The sequence below is a fragment of the Idiomarina sp. X4 genome, from assembly GCF_002808045.1.
Taxonomy (GTDB): Bacteria; Pseudomonadota; Gammaproteobacteria; order Enterobacterales; family Alteromonadaceae; genus Idiomarina.
Window position 1 is genome coordinate 1076218 of record NZ_CP025000.1, and the last position, 17870, is coordinate 1094087.

Here is a 17870-nt window from a genome sequence, read left to right on the forward strand (position 1 = left end):
GTACCTTTTTAGTGTTCTCCGCGGCTATCTGCTGGGGGCTTTCAGGAGGTATCGCCGGTCTTCTTATTGAGGACGGTTGGAGCCCTTTTCTAATATCGTTCTACCGCGCGGCTATAGGACTGATAGCCTTTTCAAGTTGGTTGGTTTTAGCGCCGGCAAAGAGCGGGCTACATAAAAAAAAGCTATGGTTATGGTCTCTTTTGGCGGGGCTCGGGGTTGCCGGAAACTTCTCGTTTTATTTTCTCAGTATTTCTGAGAGCGGTGTCTCTATAGCGGCAACCTTAATGTATTGCGCCCCCATATTCGTCTATTTACTCTCATTTCTTTTAAAACTTGAGAAACCAACGTTCCTAAAATTTATTGGTATAGTTTTCGTTGTCGTAGGCGTGGCTCTTCTGACGGAAGTCTACAAAGCCGACGGCTCAAATATGAATGTATTGGGGCTTCTTTTTGGGCTGCTCGCAGGGGCATCTCTCGCTTTATTCATTTTTTCCTTTAAGTACGCAACCCGTCACGGTAGTCCGCAATCTATTTTATCGATTTCATTTTTAGTGGTTCTGATAACGTTATTCGTACCTAGTCAGCCATCAAATATTATTGCCGCTTCAGTGTCAGAGCAGCTTCCACTGCTTATTTTGCTTGGTGTGCTAGGTGGTGGTACGTCCTTCATTCTCTATTTGTTCGGACTACGCAAAACCGCCCCGGCAATTGCCTCTGTCGTTGCTTTGGCTGAACCTATTTCAGCATCGTTGTTTGGCGTGGTTGTGTTAGGAGAACAGTTAGCCATAGCGCAGCTGATCGGCATCGTCATTATTTTAGTGACAGTAACGTTATTAAGCGTGGCGTCGTCTCGACGTTAACGTCATCAAAAGAAAGTGGGGATACTGCGCCCCACTCTAGCACCAATAGTTAGTTTTTGAATTCGCTACTTGCCGCTTTAACGGCAGTCGTTAAAGACTGGGTGGCTGATTCAAGACCCTTACTAATATCAGACCAAGCGTTCTCACTCGACTTTTTTAAACCTTCCAGCTTTTCTTCTGCCTGATCTTTTAATGCTTCAAGTTCGCTAATTTTCTCTTCATATTTTATTTGAGTATCAGCCTCTGACTGCTTAGCCTTTGCTTTTAACCGATCAATTTCTGCTTTCATTTCCTCGATCTTAGCTTCGTGCTTTTTCTCAAATGCATCTTTATTACTCATGCATACCTCCAAGCTTTTATTGAATAATAAACAACCTGTCTTTTATGAGTATGGTCAGAGCTTTCAAAACGATCAAGGCAACGTTTATTTCGCTAACTGAAAAAGAGCCTTCCAACTAAGTAATCCAAACACAGCTGAATTCGTAGACATAAGAACAGTTTAAAAACGGAGAATGTTATGTCTGAAGTAGCAGGAAAAGTAGTCGTTATTACCGGCGCAAGTAGTGGCTTAGGTGAAGCCACCGCAAAAATGCTGGCAGAGAAAGGAGCTAAGCTAGTGCTGGGCGCACGACGCGAGAAACGGTTACAACAGCTGGTTAATGACATTACAAGCGATGGCGGTGAAGCCATTTATAAGACCGTTGACGTCACTAAGCGCGGCGAGGTAGAAGCCTTGGCCGATGCAGCGCTTGATAAATTTGGGCGCATTGATGTGCTCGTCAACAACGCAGGTCTAATGCCACTGGCTCCACTGGATGAGCTCAAAGTTGATGAATGGGATCAGATGATTGATGTGAACATAAAGGGTGTCATGTATGGTGTTGGCGCTGTGTTACCCACCATGCGCAAACAGGAAAGTGGTCATATTATCAATTTATCATCAGTCGCTGGCCACGTCGTATTCCCCGGCGCCACGGTTTACTGTGCAACCAAATTCGCTGTTAAAGCGATTAGCGAAGGTATTCGTCAGGAATCTAATGGCCAAATTCGCTCAACCAACATTTCGCCGGGGGCAGTAGCCACCGAGTTGACGGATCATATTTCGCATAAAGATTCGAAAGAAATGGCAGATGATTTATACAATGACGCCATTGATTCGGACTCAATAGCCAGAGCAATTACTTTTGCTATTGAGCAGCCCGGCGAGGTTGATGTGAATGAAATGGTTATTCGTCCTACTAAGCAAGAGCTATAAATAAACGATAGGGGCGGTTAAACACCGCCCTTCTTTTTTAGCAAAAAAATTATTTGCCAGTCGACTCAAACAAACTTTTATCAGCTACAACAACTTGGTTTCGACCATTTGTTTTACCTTTGTACAACGCCCTATCCGCAATTTGCAGTAAATGTTCTTGGCTTGAAATTTGCTCTTGCTCTGAAACAGTCACTAAGCCAAAGGTGGCACTAATTGCAATGTCTTGATTTTCATAGTTAATGCTCAGACTCGCAATAAGCGTTCTTATTTTTTCGGCAACTTGAAATGCTTCTTCTTTATCGGTTTCAGGAAGTAGTACGGCAAATTCCTCACCACCAACCCGGGCAAAAACATCTTCCTTACGAAGCTCGACTTTTATAGCTGCCGTCACCTCTGATAAGACTTTGTCTCCGGCTGCATGACCATAGTTATCATTTACTCGTTTAAAGTGGTCAAGATCAAAACTAATCAGCGAGAGTGGCTTTTTATGACGAGAATAACGACTAAACTCTCTATCCATCGCTTTATTAAATGCTCGACGATTCCCAATTTGGGTTAGGGGGTCAATAACAGCCTGTTGCTGTAATTTTAACTCTAGATTTTTTTGTTCAGTAATATCTCGAACTGTACCAATTAGCGTAATACCGTCGCTCTGTAGCTCTGCAAGTTCATGCACCCAGATCAGGCTGCCATCACGAGTTGTCATTCGGTGTTGAACGTCGTGAACCCCTGTCTTCTGAGCTCTCTCTTCGCTACGAGCAACGGATGTCATGTCTTCATCGGGAACTAAATTTCTAAAGAGCTCGACAGACGGTTCAAGTTCGCCTCGTTCATAGCCCAGAATTTCATAAACCATATCCGACCAATAAAGCTCACCCGACTCCATATTGGCTTCCCAGTGACCCGTCCTTGCGATTCTCTGGGCCAACTTTAAGTTAGCTTGGCTTTTTTCGAGCTCTAACTCGAGTTTCTTACGGTCAGTAATATCGATGATCATGCCATACCAAAGCGTTGATTCATCAATACCTGATTGCGGCCTAGCGTGCCCGAAAACCCATCGAGTCTTACCGGAGTGAATAACTCGATACTCACAAATCCAGTCCACACCTCTCTCAGCAGACTCGGTAATTGTCTTTGCTACGCGAGGCAAGTCATCTGGGTGGATGACTTTAAACACCGGTGACGCATCATGTTTAACGGCATCAGGTGAAACGCCATATATATGCTTCATACCCTGGCTGGCAAATGGAAAGCATGAGCTGCCGTCAGGATGCTGCTCATACTGATAGACCACACCAGGTAAGAGATCGGCAAACGCTTCAAAACGCTGGCTAAGTTCTTTTAGTCCACTAATATCGATATGGGTGCCAACCACCCACTCAGGTTTACCATCTGCGGTTCGGGAAACAAGTTTTCCATAGTCCCGAACCCAAACCCAATGCCCATCTTTGTGACGCATCCGAGCTTCACATTCGTAAAAGCTGCGTTTGCCATCAAAGTGTTCGTTCAGAATTTTATCGGAGACTTGTCCATCTTCAGCGTGGACGTACTCTATCCACGTCTCGATAGAATGAGGTTTTAGCTCGTCTAACGTATATCCAATAATTTCAGCCCAGCGCTCGTTAAAGTAGCACTCTCCGGTTTGCACATTCCATTCCCATGTTCCTGCTTGAGTCGCTTCAAGCATCATCATGAGACGATCGGTCAATGGAAGGTTTTGATATTTTCCGTAGGGCATCTGGAACCTTGTTTAAAACATAGCCTAATAAGTATCTCAGTTTTTTTTATAAACTTCACCCATACTTGCAGGCAGGAATCATGGTAGATTTGAATTTTAAATACGCTTGAGCTTCTTACAATGCAGTGCCAGCTTAAAATTTGTTAAGGATAAGGTAATAAATGTTTCTTGATCAGCTAAAACAGGATTACGCCGTCACGCTGAATAGTGTGGCTCAGTCAACCCGTCAACAGATCGCGAGAAACGTCTGTCAGATTAAAGCGGAGCTAGCCGAATCTTTTTATGAGGTGATGCTTTCTCATAAAGAAGCTTCTCAGTATTTAGACAACCAAGTCGTACAGACTCGCCTTAAAAGCTCACTCCAAACTTGGCTCACAAAGCTCTTCGATCCAAATTTGGGAGAGGAAGACCTGGATAATACCATTCAGACCCAACTTCACATCGGCGAAGTACACGGTCGAATTAATATCCCCGTACATTTGGTTTCAAGAGGCGGCAGAGTGTTGAAGCAGGAATATTTAAATCGACACGCTCCATCAATTGAAGATTTTAACTTCTTTTCACAGCTTATCGATACAGCCTTAGAGATCATGTCAATTGCGTATCATAAAAACAGTGAGCGAAATAGCCGAGAAGAAGAGGCATACCGACTGTTCTCAATTACCCAAAATATCGGTCGCGAGAAAGAGTTTCAGCGTGCAGCATTGCTGGATTGGGAAAATGAATTGCTTTATTCGTATGCTGAAGCGGATGGTAAAAATAAAGTCATGCGCATTACACAGTCCGAATTTGGACTCTGGTTCCGTCACAAAGGCCTGCATGCCTTTGAGGGAGCGCCTGAATGTAACCAGGTGCTGGAGCAAATGGAGAATATCGATAACAACCTTCTTCCGACGTTAGAGGGTGATGCACGCCCGACCATCAAACATATACGCGAATTACGGGCGGCGTTGAAAAACGTGCTTTATTGCGTTGATAGCTTGTTTCAAAGAAGTGAAGAACTGGAGGCAGGAAAAGACGTTCTTACCCGGTTACTTAACCGTAAGTTTCTGCCGGCCGTTATGTCCAAGCAACTTGAGATGGCCAGACGGCGCGGAGAAAAATACGCCGCGCTCATTATAGATGTTGACCACTTCAAAAAAATTAATGATACCTATGGTCATGACAACGGCGATCGTGTTTTACAGCAACTGGCTGTTTTACTGACGAATACCACCCGAAGCGGGGATTACACGTTTCGGCTCGGTGGTGAAGAATTCATGGTCTTGCTCGTCGATGTTGATGAGAAAAGAGCGCAAATGTTAGCGGAAAAAATACGAGCGGCCGTTTTCAAAGAAAGCTTTCAATTATTAGACGGACAAACGATAGACGTTACCGTCAGTATCGGTATCTCCGTTTACTCTGGTCATCCGGACTACCAGTATGATTTGACTCGCGCAGACGAAGCGCTTTTCAAAGCGAAGCAAAGCGGTCGAAATAGAGCGGTTTTGGCGACCGGGTAATGAACCGACTGCTACCTAACTTAATTAAAAAACAACAATCACAAAGAGAAATTCCAATGCATAGACGACAAGCACTTTATATTGCCTTTTTGGGTGCGGCTTTCCTCCAGGCATGCTCACCGGCGAGCCAAAGCTCTCGCTCTGACAGTGTGCAAGCCCCTGTCGCAGAAAAAATACCGTACGAAATGACCATTCATGGTCATACTCGCATCGATAACTATTATTGGATGCGAGACGACGAACGCAAAGATCCTAAAGTTCTCAGTTATCTCGAAGCTGAAAACGAATATGCAGCACAGAAACTGGCTCACACAGAACAGCTACAGCAAACGCTATTTGAAGAAATGAAAAGCCGGATAGCGAAGGATGATAATTCAGTACCCACACGCGACGGCGAATATTTTTACTCGACTGAAATGCGTGGCGACAACGAATACCCAATTTACGTTAGAAGCACCGACTTCGAAGGTACTGACAAGCAAGTTCTGCTCGACGTCAACAAACTTGCTGAAGGTGAAGACTATTACTCGCTAGGTACACTCGCTATAAGCCCAGACGACAAAGTGATGGCCTACAGCGAAGATACTGTCAGTCGCCGTATGTATCAGATCAAACTTAAAGATATGGAAACAGGTGAACTGCTTCCTGACCAGATTAAAAACACGTCAGGCAGTATTGTCTGGGGCAACGATGGTCAGCACTTCTATTACATTAAAAAGGATCCTCAAACCTTATTAGGCTACCAAGTTTACCGCCATACACTCGGTACCAAGCAACAAGAAGACGAACTCGTCTACGAAGAGAAGGATACGACCTTCTATACTGGCATAACCAAGAGCAAAGACGATTCGAAAGTTTATATTATTCACGATGCCACAGAGTCATCTGGGGTTTCGCTCATTGACGCAAACGATCCAAACGCCAAGCCTGTTGAGTTTGTGCCAAGAGAAGATGGACTGGAATACAGCATTGCCAAACACGGCAGCGACTATTATGTATTAACCAATCTGGACGCCGTGAACTTTCGTCTAATGCGCGTAAGGGCAAGCCAGATCGGCGACAAAAAGAACTGGGAAGAAGTCATTCCTCACAAAGCCGATACTCGCCTGGAAGATATTGAATTGTTCGACGAGCATTTGGTTTACAAACAACGCCAGCGCGGTCAAACTCAGGTGTTTGTTCGCAACCTGGATACCAATAACGACCAGCAACTAAACTTCCGCGACCAAGCTTACACGCTTTACCTATACGGTAATAATGAGCTCGACAACGACTCGTTGCGCCTTTACTACACCAGCATGACAACACCCGGTAGTCATTATGATGTCAGCCTTAACAGCTTAGATAAAACGCTTTTAAAACAGCAACCTGTACTGGGTGACTTTAATGCTGACAATTACGCGTCTGAGCGTTTATTTGTGACTGCACGTGATGGCGCCGAAGTGCCGGTGACGCTGGTTTACCGCAAAGATAAATTCAACAAAGATGGTACCAACCCGCTGTATCAGTATGGTTATGGGTCTTATGGCTCTACCTCTGATCCGAGCTTTAGCAGTAACCGTCTGAGTTTATTAGATCGCGGCTTCGTTTTTGCTATTGCACATATTCGTGGTTCACAAATGCTTGGCCGCCCATGGTACGAAGACGGCAAAAAGCTAAACAAGAAAAACACCTTTAACGATTTTGTCGATGTCACTAAAGCTCTCGTTGAGAAAGGCTATGGAGCAAAAGATAAAGTATTTGCTATGGGCGGAAGTGCCGGCGGCTTACTCATGGGTGCTGTAATTAACCAAGCTCCCGAGTTATATCGGGGTGTTGCTGCACATGTTCCTTTTGTCGATGTTGTCACCACCATGCTGGACGAAAGTATCCCGCTAACGACTAACGAATTTGATGAATGGGGCAACCCAAAAGAGAAACTGTACTATGACTACATGCTTTCTTATTCGCCTTATGACCAAATCAAAAAGCAAGATTACCCTAACTTGTTAGTCACCACTGGTTTGCATGACTCTCAAGTACAATACTTTGAACCAGCCAAATGGGTCGCTAAGCTGCGCGACTACAAAACCGATGACAACTTATTACTGTTCAAAACAGAAATGGAAGCTGGTCACGGTGGTGTTTCGGGCCGTTTTGCGCGGTTAAAAAACACGGCGCTGGAGTACGCTTTTTTCTTAGATTTATTAGAAAAAGAAAAGCGTTAGCAGGGTCTTTAATTAGACAGGGGATGGCCGCTTATGAAGTGCGGCCTACCCATTGCTGAAGCTGCGACGCAGACATAACACCCGCCTGGCGTGCCACCTCCTGTCCATTCTTAATCAACAATGTTGTCGGAATACTTCGTACAGCATATTGTTGTGCTAAATGGGGCTCTTGCTCCGTACTTATCTTTAAAAATTGAACGTCATACCGCATATTCATAGCCGCCTGTTCGAAGTGAGGGGCATATTGTTTGCAAGGGCCACACCAACTCGCCCAGAAGTCGACAACTAACGGCATATCGGCACTCTGATGCGCTCTAAATTCATCGCTATTTACGACAATAACTTCTCCGCTAAAAAGCGATGAATTACACTGACCGCAGACGGCGTTCTCGTTTCTCTTATCGACCGCAATGCGGTTTTTCTTGTGGCATGAAGGGCACGCGACAATCATTTTTTCAGTCATTGAGTTTGCTTCCTGTTGTCTTTCACTCAACATAAACTATAACGGTGTTTATTTACGTAAGTGTAATATGGTTTTTAATCGATGTAAGCTACTCAAAATAACTATGGTCCTATGTACTTAACCATATTCCTTACAGCATTTCTCGCCGCTACGATTTTACCCGCTCAGTCAGAGTTTGTTGTCGCGGGTGCTCAACAGATGGGTTACAACATTTGGGCGATATGGTGGCTGGCCTCAATTGGCAATACGTTAGGGTCTGTGGTGAATTACATTCTGGGCCGATTCCTGGTGCAGTATCAGGATCGTCGCTGGTTCCCGTTCAAACCTAAATCTCTGGAGCGTGGTCATCGCTGGTTTGAGCGCTTCGGTAAGTGGTCTCTCCTTATGGCCTGGGCCCCATTTATTGGCGATCCCCTTACCTTTATTGCCGGTATGCTTCGACTCACCTTCTGGCAGTTCCTGACTCTGGTTTTCGTCAGTAAATCGGGTCGTTACGCTATTTTGCTGGGCATTACGCAGCTGTTTTAGTACGCGTTAAGCTTAACTTTTTCATAACACTCGACTAAACTCTTATAAAAATTAAGAGTTGGAAGCTTTCAATGCGTTACATCACGACCCTGTGCTCGAGTTTTATCTACCTTATCAGTTTTGCAACGCTCGCTATGCAAAGCAAAACCGGTCTGCCTCAACCAGCCGAGCAAGCTACGTTATTATCAAACTCCATAACCAACCAAACCGTTTATATTGATAACATTGAGGACTCCGGGGTCTTTACGGGATACGTCGAAGCAACCTCGGGCGTCCAGTACCCTATTGATGTCTATTTAAACGGCACAATAACCCTGTGCCTAAAGCAACCACCCTATACTGAGTTTCGCGTTTGCCTGTCCCATACTCTGCTAGAGCAAATTGAGGGGGATGAAAAGTACATGGATCCTGTAAACTTAACGGAGAGGCAGGTTTTACACGTATTTACCTCTGGCAAAGCAAGAGTCGTCGCTTCTACGCTGCACTACTATGAATATGAAGACTTGTTAGAGTTTAAAGTCGCGGGTGAACTCTCCAAGTCTCAGCAAACACTAGCCAAACGAGTGGTGAAAAGCAGCGTAGAAAAAGCAGAAAAGGCGTTTGGTTCATACGGTCAACTTGATCACCCTCAAGTACCTGCTGATCTTATCCATATTACGTTGGTGGAGGAAATCGGCCCTTATCAGTTCACGGCGTTATTAAAGTCGAAAGATTTTCCGGCAAAGCTGACAACCGTACATGCGAGACGTGTTGATAATAATGATACGTTTAAGGTGACCTTTATTGATAAAGAGGGGCTTTCTAATCTCTATGGGTACTCTTACCAATACCGACCTAAATTTTACGGTAAGCCCTTTTCCGGAAAGCCGATATACGAAATATGTCGCTTCGACAAGGACGACAACATACAAGATTGTGGTGAGTACTGGCTGAATTTATCTAAGTATTTTCAAGACGAAGCAGAACGCGACATATTTAATTACATGCAGGGCTAAGAATGGACGAGGAGCATATCGATGATTACATAAGCGGTATCGTGCAAAGCTGCCAGTTTTATTTGCTCGAAGGAAACATTAACGCTGCATTAGCCCATATTATTTCCAACTTGAGTGCCCTGGAAGAAACCTGCGATCATCCACTGAAACATCAGATTGTTCAGCAAACACAAGCGGGGCAACTCGAAACGGTTGAACAGGTTGAGCGCTTCTTACGGCATTATCTTTAACCTCTCGAACGCTACGCCCCAATGTACTTAAGTATATTTCTAACGGGGTTTCTGGCCGCCATTCATTGATGACCCTATCACCTTTATTGCCGGCGTTTGATCTAATCACAAAAACTTTGCGTCTTTCTGTTTTAGAACCAGAATTAATAGTTACTAACACTTACCAGAGTGAGCTAAACATGAAAAAGTTTACAGCCTTACTGTTGGCGGCTTGCATAAGCGGATTGACCGCGCAAACGGCAATGGCACAAGATGAAAAAACAACAATGGTACCCTTACCCTCACAAGACGACTTTTCTAAAGGGGAAGATGGCTGGAGCTTTGGTCTGGGATTAACGGTTGAATACGAAACCGCCTACGAAGGCTCCGACGAATTTGAATTTGAGCCTCAGCCTGCGGGAGCCGTGCAATGGCGTAGCGGTGACAACATTTTCTACTTTGCGGGTGAAGCGCTCGGCTGGCGAGGTTTGCGCGCCGAGCACTGGCTTTTAGAGGCGGCCATTGGCTTCGATGAAGGCCGTAAAGAGAGTGATTCCGAGGACGGCTATTTGGATGGGCTTGGTGACCAGGACGAAGGTGCTGAACTGGTGCTGCAGGCACGCCGCGCACTCGATGACGATTGGCGTTATTGGTTAGTCAGCCGTGTTGTAGCAAGTGATGAAGGAAACCTCGCGCTGTTTGGTGTCGGCCGTCGCTTTGGTGAGAAAATGGATGGCACTGGCTCAGAAATTAATGTCGTGGCAACGTTTCATGACAGCGAGTACGCCAACAAAGGCTTCGGAATAGACGCGGCTCAAGCCGCAGCGTCCGGCTTACCGCAAACGTCAATGAGTGGCGGATTACGCTCAGTTGGCATTGACTACAACTATCGCCATTACCTCAATGATAACTGGCAGCTCTACGGCGAAGCCTTGTTTGAATATTACAGTAGCGAAGTTCGTGATAGCCCAATCGCTCGTAGCAATTACGAGGCCGAAGTAGGCTTTGGATTTATATACATATTCTAAAGCGAGTGTCATCGACACTCTATCGCTTTTCGTTGTTGCTCTAACGACTCTGCATGAATATATAAACCAAATAGATTAAGTTGCCTGTATTACCTTAGAAACAATACTAACTAAAACAGGCAACTTACTATGAAACGTTTGGTCACAAGCCTACTTGTGTCTGCGGCATTTAGCGCATCTGCGTCTAATGGTAGCTCAGAACGACCTTTGATTATGCAACCCGAGATTAGTCCTGATGGGACGCAAATCGCCTTCAGTTACCAGGGCGACATTTGGACAATGTCGACATCGGGAACCAATCCAAACCGTTTAACCATTCATGAGGGCTATGAAAGCTCACCGAAATGGTCAAAAGACGGCAGCACTATTGCATTTAGCAGTGACCGCTTTGGTAATGATGACGTGTTTGTCATGCCAAGCAAGGGCGGCCGACCCGACCGACTGACTTATCACAGTGCCTCAGACCGCGTATTAGGTTTTAACAACGAAAATCAAGTGCTCTTTAACACTCGCCGTTTGTACGCCGAGGTAGAACGTGAATGGGAAGTGTACAGCGTTGCAACAACGGGTGATGCAACCGAGTTCCGTTTTATGGACGCTTTAGGCTTTGACGCGGTGGTATCACCCGATGGAAAAAAAGTTGCCTTAGTGCGCAGTACCGCCAGAGTATCGCGTGAGGACTATCGAGGTCCAGCCAACCGTAATATTTGGGTTTACGACACCGAAACCGGTGAATATAACCAATTAACCGGCTTTGATGGCAATGACTTTATGCCAAAATGGTCCAGCAATAATGAGCTGTACTTTATCTCTGCTCGTGCGGGTAAATACAACGTGTTTAAGCAAAAGCTCGGCACCAGCAAGGCAACACAAGTCACTAATGAGAGCGAGTTTGGTGTTGAGCACTTTAGTATTGATAAGCAAGCAAACCATCTTGTTTATCAGGCAGCTGATAAGGTTAAAATGATCACGGAAGGTCAAAGCACATCGCTCGACCTCTCGATTCCTACGGACTTTCGCTTTGACCCTGTCACACAAAAATCAACGACTAACTCACTGGATGAATACAGCGTGTCGCCTGACGGCAAACTGATTTCTTATGCCGTGCGTGGTGATTTATTTGTGAAGCGCAACGACAAAGACGACAAGCTCTCGGTCAGGCTAACAACCGGTGCAGCGCGAGACAGAGATGTCACTTGGCTTGACGATAATACGCTGTTGTTTGTGTCTGACCGTGAAGGCCAAAACGATATTTTTGCTGTGAAATCAGCGGACGCTGAAGAGCAGAACTTGTTTAAATCGCTGAAGCATTCCGTAATGCCGGTCACACGCACCGACGCACAAGAACGCCAGCCTCTGGTTTCTCCTGATGGCGAAAAAGTGGCCTATCGTGAAGGGCGCGGTAAATTAATTGTTGCTGACGTTGCCGAAGACAAATCCTTCACAAACCAGACGGTATTGTTAGACGGGTGGGCGACCCCCAATGATGTAAGCTGGTCACCAGACAGCAACTGGCTCGCTTATGCTATTTCTGACTTATCGTTTAACAGTGAGATCTTTATTCATCCTGCTGACAACTCGCAAGAGCCCGTCAATGTCAGCATGCACCCCCGGGGAGATTACAGCCCAGTTTGGTCGCCCGATGGCAGCAAGCTGGGTTTTACGTCAATGCGAAACAATGGCGACTACGATATCTGGTTTGCCTGGTTAAAAGAGAGTGATTGGCAACGCTCGCAAGAAGAATGGAAACGTGATGAATTTGCAGAAGAACCCGCTGATACCAAAAAAGACGAAGATGATTCAGAAACTGCGGATAAAGTCGTCGAACCGATGCAAATTGACTTAGATGGCATCTATGAACGACTGGTTCAGGTCACTCGTTTTGCCGGTAACGAGACAGGCTTAGCCTTTGACAGCGAAGGCGAGCATGTCTATTACACCATTGGCGGAGCAGGCCGTCAGAATTTTGAAATGGACAGGGATCTGTTCAAAATTAAGTGGAATGGAGAGGATAAAAAGCTTGTCATTAAGGGCGATAAACGGCCTCGTGACTTGTCGTTGAGCGATGACGGAAAGCATCTGTTCGCGCTGACGAACTCCGACACACTGGTCAAAATTGATACGAAAAAAGACGAGTCCGAAACGTTAACGACCGTGTCGCAGCAAAACATTGAACACATGGCCGAGCGCGCACAAATCTTTGATGAGGCATGGCAAGCACTCGATGCCGGGTTTTATGATCCGGAGTTTCACGGTAATGACTGGCAGGAGCTGAAGGAAAAGTATCGTCCTTTAGCATTGAAGGCATCAACGAAAGAAGACTTTCAGTACGTTTTCAATTTAATGCTTGGTCAGGTCAACGCCAGTCATATGGGCTTGTACCGCGGTGAAAACCAAAAGCAGACGCAAAAGACACGGACGGGCTTAGTCGGCGTCGAGCTCTTACCGACCAACGAAGGACTCTCGGTTGCGTCCGTGCTGAATAATAGTCCAGCGGCACGCGATGACAGCCGCCTGCAAGTGAATGACGTGATTACTCACGTGAATCAGAAGCCGGTCAGCGACATCAACTTTTATGCGGCATTAAATGGCTACGCCAACCAACGCGTTTTGCTGAACGTGCAACGCAACGGTCAAGATACTGAAGTCGTACTCTGGCCAACAACCAGCCTTAGTAACGAGAAGTACGACAACTGGGTCGACACACGCCGTGCCATGACAGAGAAATACTCTGATGGCCGTTTGGGCTACTTGCATATTCGCGGTATGAACTGGACAAGCTTTGAACGTTTCGAACGGGAACTCATGGCTGCTGGTTACGGTAAAGAAGGAATTGTCATTGACGTTCGCTACAACGGCGGTGGCTGGACAACCGACTACCTGATGGCGGTATTAAACGTTGAACAGCATGCTTACACAATTCCGCGAGGCGCCACGGACAACCTTGACGAAAATAAGAAAAAGTTCAGAGACAAATACCCCTACTCTGAGCGCTTACCGCTTTCGGCATGGACCAAGCCTTCCATTGCTATGAGTAACGAAAACAGCTACTCAAATGCTGAGATCTTCTCGCATGCCTATAAATCGTTAGGTATTGGCAAGTTGGTTGGTCGCCCCACGTTTGGTGCTGTTATTAGTACAGGGGCTGAACGACTTGTTGATGGCTCGATTATCAGAATGCCGTTTAGAGGATGGTGGGTTAAAGAGTCTGACGCTAACATGGACTTTACCCCGGCACAGCCTGATATCGAGGTGTTTAACCCGCCGGCGTATAAAGCCAAAAACGTGGATCCTCAGTTGAAGCGTGCAGTGGATGAGTTGTTGAAGACACTTTAAACATGTTTACTGTATTGCCAGTAAAAAGAGCCCTTAAGTGGGCTCTTTTTTGTTTGGTTATAATTTAAGCCCAATTAGGTTTCATCAAACCAAAACACCTCAATAAGGCTCTTGTTGAAAACGTTGGCAATACGAAAAGCAGTTTCCAAAGACGGTGAATAGCGACGTTGTTCAATCGCCGCTATCGTTTGGCGCGTCACCCCGACCCGTTCGCCTAGCTCGCCTTGGGTCATATCACCGCTTTCTGCGCGTAATTCCCGCACGCAGTTTCCGATAGGCAGCATGACTAATAACCTCTACGGAAGCTGGCAATTTGTACTGCGTATTCAACGATCTGCGCCACTACTAAGCTCAGCAAGCAGCTATAAAAAAGCAGGTTGCCATCGCTCAAGAAAAGAAAATGGATCAACGAGACGACAACACCAACTGCTAATACACCGCCCGCCACGGCTTGCCCCCGACGAATGAAAACCTTTTCTCTCTCATCGGCCTTTTGCTCAGCCTGCTTACGATTGGCGATTGCCAATACAATTTGGCCGATCACGCTAAGAATAATTAAAGTGACTGTTAGTTTAATAAATACCGGTAGTACGGTTGGCACCTGCTGCAATTCCAAGTAAGTTTGTACGACGGTGTACGTCATATAGAGCCCAACGACTAATGTTGCAAACAACATCAACCATGCCGATTTTTCTTTGAAAGCCATACTTATTCACCCGAGTTAAAAATATTTAACATAGATAATTTATATGTAGAATGTAACAATGTCAAAAATTTTTAACTTCGACCACCTTTCAAGCCAATTTAATATGATAGCGCTACCATCATCACCGACGACTGTGGTGCCTGGTTAGTAGGTTAGAGTGTTATCCCAGCGTATATCCAGGTTGTTGACCCCGGAGCTGAAATTTCAGTTTGATACTTCAGGAGATAACTTGCTATTGGGCTTCCGGCTAGATGACAGGTGCAATGGTGCTCACTCGTTGGGCAACATGTGGGTGTAGTGAAGTCTAGCTCCGTTATCTGTTTTTTTAAGAGTGTGCGAGCTTTTTAAACTCCGCATTTCTAACATGTACTTTAGTCTGCACTTCTTACTGGTTACAACTTAAATCGCGCATAAAGAGGGTTATGATCAGACACCGTACTGGTATCGATGGCTAATGTTTCCTGCAGCGCAAGATCGCGATAAAAGATGAAATCAAGAGGGTGCTGTCGGTAGGTTTTAACATGATGGGGATCGACCATAATGGCTTGGCGAAGACCTACACTTCGACAAAACTGCAGCAAGCTTAAACGGCGTTGACGGCTCCAAACGTTAAAGTCACCAGCCACAATGAGCGGTCCTTTATGTCCTAATATCTCTTGTTTGATGAGCTCTATTTCTTGGGAAAATTTGCGCGCACGCACAAAGTTAATCGCATGGACATTGACCACTAATAATGACCCACCCTCAGCTAGTGAGTGATAAGAGAGCATGTAGCTTTTATGTGTTGCGAACATGCCTTCGCGCTTTCTACTAAGCCTTGCCTGAGCTTCTTTAAACCCATACCGACTTGCCGTGAGGACACCATAAACAGAACGACGTGTTTCCATATTCGGCGCAACAGCATAAGACCAGTGCGGAAGAAACCAATTAGTTTTCGCACTCAACTTCACCTCTTGCAGCAACAAAAACAAACAGGGAGATTCTGCTAAAACTTGCTCTAGGGTGCGCTGAAAACCTTTTCTCTCAGTAAGTTTTTGCGTATTCCAACACAGCACTCCAAACTCTTCCCCATGATGAATAGGACGTTCGTGAATAAACTGCTGAGGAAACAAAACTTTGGGTTTTAACACTCTTTCGCCTTTTTAATTTTGTCGTACGTTATTAACGCGCAGTGGCAAGCTGAGTTTAGCTGATGAAACGTTAGTCCGAAAATATTCGGCCACAATTTGGACACATGAAGCTTTTAGTAAGCGGTTACTATCAAGGAAAGTGTTGCTGAAATGGCGCACCCTATAGGAGTCGAACCTATGACCTTTGCCTCCGGAGGGCAACGCTCTATCCAGCTGAGCTAAGGGTGCGCATACTTTGGGAAAAGCGAGGGCATTATAGGGACTGGCCCCCACTATGTCCAGAGTTCACATGGTTACTGCTTCTCGAGTTTCAGGTTGTGAAAGTCAAAACTGAAATCAGTGAAGTCTGCCACTGCTTCCATGGTTGCCGTCTTTATTTCGTTGTTTCTGTTCACATCAAAATCAATAAAGGCATCGGCTTCCAACAAGGGTTCATCCCAGCGCACAATAAAGGTATTGCCGTTGTAATGCTCCAGTGAACCTTTCAGCATATCGGTGTGCTTAAAGTCTATACGCAGCGCCTCATCATGCTCTGAAATAACCACGTCGCCGTACCATGCATCGGTATAGGTTCCCGCATATTTTGACAGTGCCAGCGATGGCTGCGGATCATCAACGGCTTCTACTTTAAATTCTGATTTTTTCTGAATAAACTCATGATACTTCTTACTTTCATTAGCAACCCAGTCCTTGTCCGGCACATCCAGAACTTCTTCCAACGACTCTTGCACTATTGCGGTTAACGCACCAAACGCCTGCTGGTTACTCAGAACGGTAATAGCAAACTCTTTTTCAGGAATAACCGTTGTGAAAGACAGCATGCCCAGAATACCGCCGCTGTGCGACACGTGTTTCACGCCATAATAATCCTTCACAAACCAGCCCAAACCATAACCACGGAAGTAGGTACCCTGCTCTGCAGCTTTAGCTGATACCGGCAGTGGCGTAGTCAGTTGCCACATGTCATGCAGCGACTCTTCCTTAAACAAACGTTCGCCGCTAGGCGTCTCTCCCTCATTTAAAAGGGTCAGTAGCCAACGGCTCATATCATCAACATTCGCTGCGGTTGCGCCGGCGGCAGAAAAGTCTTCCAGAAAGTCGAGCGGAAAACGATGCAACTTACCGTCCATTTCAATAGTGCCGACGGCTACATTGTCATAGCTGCCATCAATACGGGAAAAACCAATGGTACTTTCATCCATTTGCATCGGTTCAAACAGTGTTTGTTCGACGTACTGATGATACGGCATGCCTGACACTTCACTAATCACTTCGCCTGCGGTCACAAACATTAAGTTATTGTAGTCAAAGCGTTCGCGAAAACCGTGTTTAATAGGCACATTCGCCAACCCGGCAATCACTTCATCTGTGGTTTTATCGGTGTTCGGCCAAATCATTAAGTCGCCAGCGCCCAAACCAAGACCAGAACGATGACTCAGTAAGTCCCGAATGGTCAGTTCGCGAGTAATGTACGGGTCTGCCAGTTTAAAACTTGGTAAGTGTTCAATGACTTTGTCATTCCAGTCTAACTTGCCCTGCTCAACCAGAGTCGCCATTGCGGCGGAGGTAAATGCTTTTGTATGAGAAGCAATGCCAAACAATGTTGTTGCCGTAACCGGTTGCTGCGACTCAATATCGCGCACGCCAAAACCCTCGGCTAAAATTACTTCACCGTCTTTTACAGCAACAACCGCCAGGCCCGGAATGTTAAAAGCATCCAACGACTGCTCTGCGGTCTGGCGAATTTTTTGCTCGAGTGAAGTACCTTTTTCTTGCTCAACCTTTGCGCTGTCAGAGCAAGCCAATAACGCGCCAGCAACGGCACTAACACATAAAACTTTGGATAGCGTTTTCATGATGATCCAACCTTTTTCTTGTTTTCTAACAGACTACCACAACCGACTTAATTTTTA

General features: G+C 45.7%; 16 protein-coding genes, 1 tRNA gene and 1 pseudogene. 10 read left to right on the plus strand and 8 right to left on the minus strand.

From position 1 onward, the window contains the following. Positions 1-11: 11 nt before the first annotated feature. Both CWC33_RS12715 and CWC33_RS12720 read left to right on the plus strand, forming a co-directional pair. Positions 12-341, plus strand: a pseudogene (locus CWC33_RS12715) (EamA family transporter); the annotation flags it as partial. A gap of 45 nt (positions 342-386) precedes the next feature. After that, positions 387-860: a DMT family transporter gene (locus tag CWC33_RS12720; RefSeq protein WP_232709867.1), complete on the plus strand. Its 474-nt coding sequence runs from the start codon at positions 387-389 to the stop codon at positions 858-860. Between the two features lie 49 nt (positions 861-909). On the opposite strand, the gene CWC33_RS05190 is transcribed toward CWC33_RS12720, so the two are convergent. Continuing rightward, on the minus strand, positions 910-1200 hold the full coding sequence (locus CWC33_RS05190) for a coiled coil domain-containing protein (RefSeq protein ID WP_088769247.1): 291 nt from the start codon (positions 1198-1200) through the stop codon (positions 910-912). 177 nt (positions 1201-1377) lie between these two features. Between CWC33_RS05190 and CWC33_RS05195 the strand changes: the two genes are divergently transcribed. Continuing rightward, positions 1378-2115 carry an SDR family oxidoreductase gene (locus CWC33_RS05195; RefSeq protein ID WP_100691071.1) on the plus strand — a complete coding sequence of 246 codons (738 nt, stop codon included), beginning with the start codon at positions 1378-1380 and terminating at the stop codon, positions 2113-2115. 49 nt (positions 2116-2164) lie between these two features. On the opposite strand, the gene CWC33_RS05200 is transcribed toward CWC33_RS05195, so the two are convergent. After that, positions 2165-3853, minus strand: coding sequence for a GGDEF domain-containing protein (locus CWC33_RS05200; RefSeq protein ID WP_100691072.1), 1689 nt, complete (start codon positions 3851-3853; stop codon positions 2165-2167). 161 nt (positions 3854-4014) lie between these two features. On the opposite strand from CWC33_RS05200, the gene CWC33_RS05205 reads away from it, so the two are divergent. After that, positions 4015-5355 carry a GGDEF domain-containing protein gene (locus tag CWC33_RS05205; protein WP_100691073.1) on the plus strand — a complete coding sequence of 447 codons (1341 nt, stop codon included), beginning with the start codon at positions 4015-4017 and terminating at the stop codon, positions 5353-5355. 56 nt (positions 5356-5411) lie between these two features. Further along, positions 5412-7562, plus strand: coding sequence for a S9 family peptidase (locus CWC33_RS05210; protein ID WP_100692279.1), 2151 nt, complete (start codon positions 5412-5414; stop codon positions 7560-7562). 31 nt (positions 7563-7593) lie between these two features. Here CWC33_RS05210 and trxC read toward each other — a convergent pair whose 3' ends face one another. Beyond that, the gene (trxC, locus tag CWC33_RS05215; protein ID WP_100691074.1) at positions 7594-8025 is read right to left on the minus strand and encodes a thioredoxin TrxC; all 432 of its coding nucleotides are present in this window, start codon (positions 8023-8025) and stop codon (positions 7594-7596) included. A 198-nt stretch (positions 8026-8223) separates the two neighbouring features. On the opposite strand from trxC, the gene CWC33_RS05220 reads away from it, so the two are divergent. The 5 genes from CWC33_RS05220 to CWC33_RS05240 all read left to right on the plus strand — a co-directional run bounded on the left by CWC33_RS05220 (position 8224) and on the right by CWC33_RS05240 (position 14121). Next, positions 8224-8553, plus strand: coding sequence for a YqaA family protein (locus tag CWC33_RS05220; protein ID WP_232709851.1), 330 nt, complete (start codon positions 8224-8226; stop codon positions 8551-8553). Positions 8554-8624: 71 nt separating this feature from the next. Then, on the plus strand, positions 8625-9548 hold the full coding sequence (locus CWC33_RS05225) for a hypothetical protein (RefSeq protein WP_100691076.1): 924 nt from the start codon (positions 8625-8627) through the stop codon (positions 9546-9548). 2 nt (positions 9549-9550) lie between these two features. Further along, on the plus strand, positions 9551-9778 hold the full coding sequence (locus tag CWC33_RS05230; protein WP_100691077.1) for a hypothetical protein: 228 nt from the start codon (positions 9551-9553) through the stop codon (positions 9776-9778). A gap of 179 nt (positions 9779-9957) precedes the next feature. Then, positions 9958-10785 (plus strand): MipA/OmpV family protein, encoded by an 828-nt coding sequence (locus CWC33_RS05235; RefSeq protein ID WP_100692280.1) that lies wholly within the window; start codon positions 9958-9960, stop codon positions 10783-10785. A 129-nt stretch (positions 10786-10914) separates the two neighbouring features. Then, positions 10915-14121, plus strand: a complete 3207-nt coding sequence (locus tag CWC33_RS05240; protein WP_100691078.1) for a S41 family peptidase — start codon at positions 10915-10917, stop codon at positions 14119-14121. 74 nt (positions 14122-14195) lie between these two features. Here CWC33_RS05240 and CWC33_RS05245 read toward each other — a convergent pair whose 3' ends face one another. The 5 genes from CWC33_RS05245 to CWC33_RS05265 all read right to left on the minus strand — a co-directional run bounded on the left by CWC33_RS05245 (position 14196) and on the right by CWC33_RS05265 (position 17813). Beyond that, positions 14196-14405 carry a helix-turn-helix transcriptional regulator gene (locus CWC33_RS05245; protein ID WP_100691079.1) on the minus strand — a complete coding sequence of 70 codons (210 nt, stop codon included), beginning with the start codon at positions 14403-14405 and terminating at the stop codon, positions 14196-14198. 2 nt (positions 14406-14407) lie between these two features. After that, positions 14408-14827: a hypothetical protein gene (locus tag CWC33_RS05250; RefSeq protein ID WP_100691080.1), complete on the minus strand. Its 420-nt coding sequence runs from the start codon at positions 14825-14827 to the stop codon at positions 14408-14410. 392 nt (positions 14828-15219) lie between these two features. Further along, complete coding sequence (locus tag CWC33_RS05255) at positions 15220-15957, minus strand: endonuclease/exonuclease/phosphatase family protein (protein ID WP_100691081.1); 738 nt, start codon at positions 15955-15957, stop codon at positions 15220-15222. A 151-nt stretch (positions 15958-16108) separates the two neighbouring features. Further along, positions 16109-16185, minus strand: a tRNA-Arg gene (locus tag CWC33_RS05260). Between the two features lie 65 nt (positions 16186-16250). Next, positions 16251-17813 (minus strand): serine hydrolase, encoded by a 1563-nt coding sequence (locus CWC33_RS05265; protein ID WP_100691082.1) that lies wholly within the window; start codon positions 17811-17813, stop codon positions 16251-16253. Positions 17814-17870: the final 57 nt, after the last annotated feature.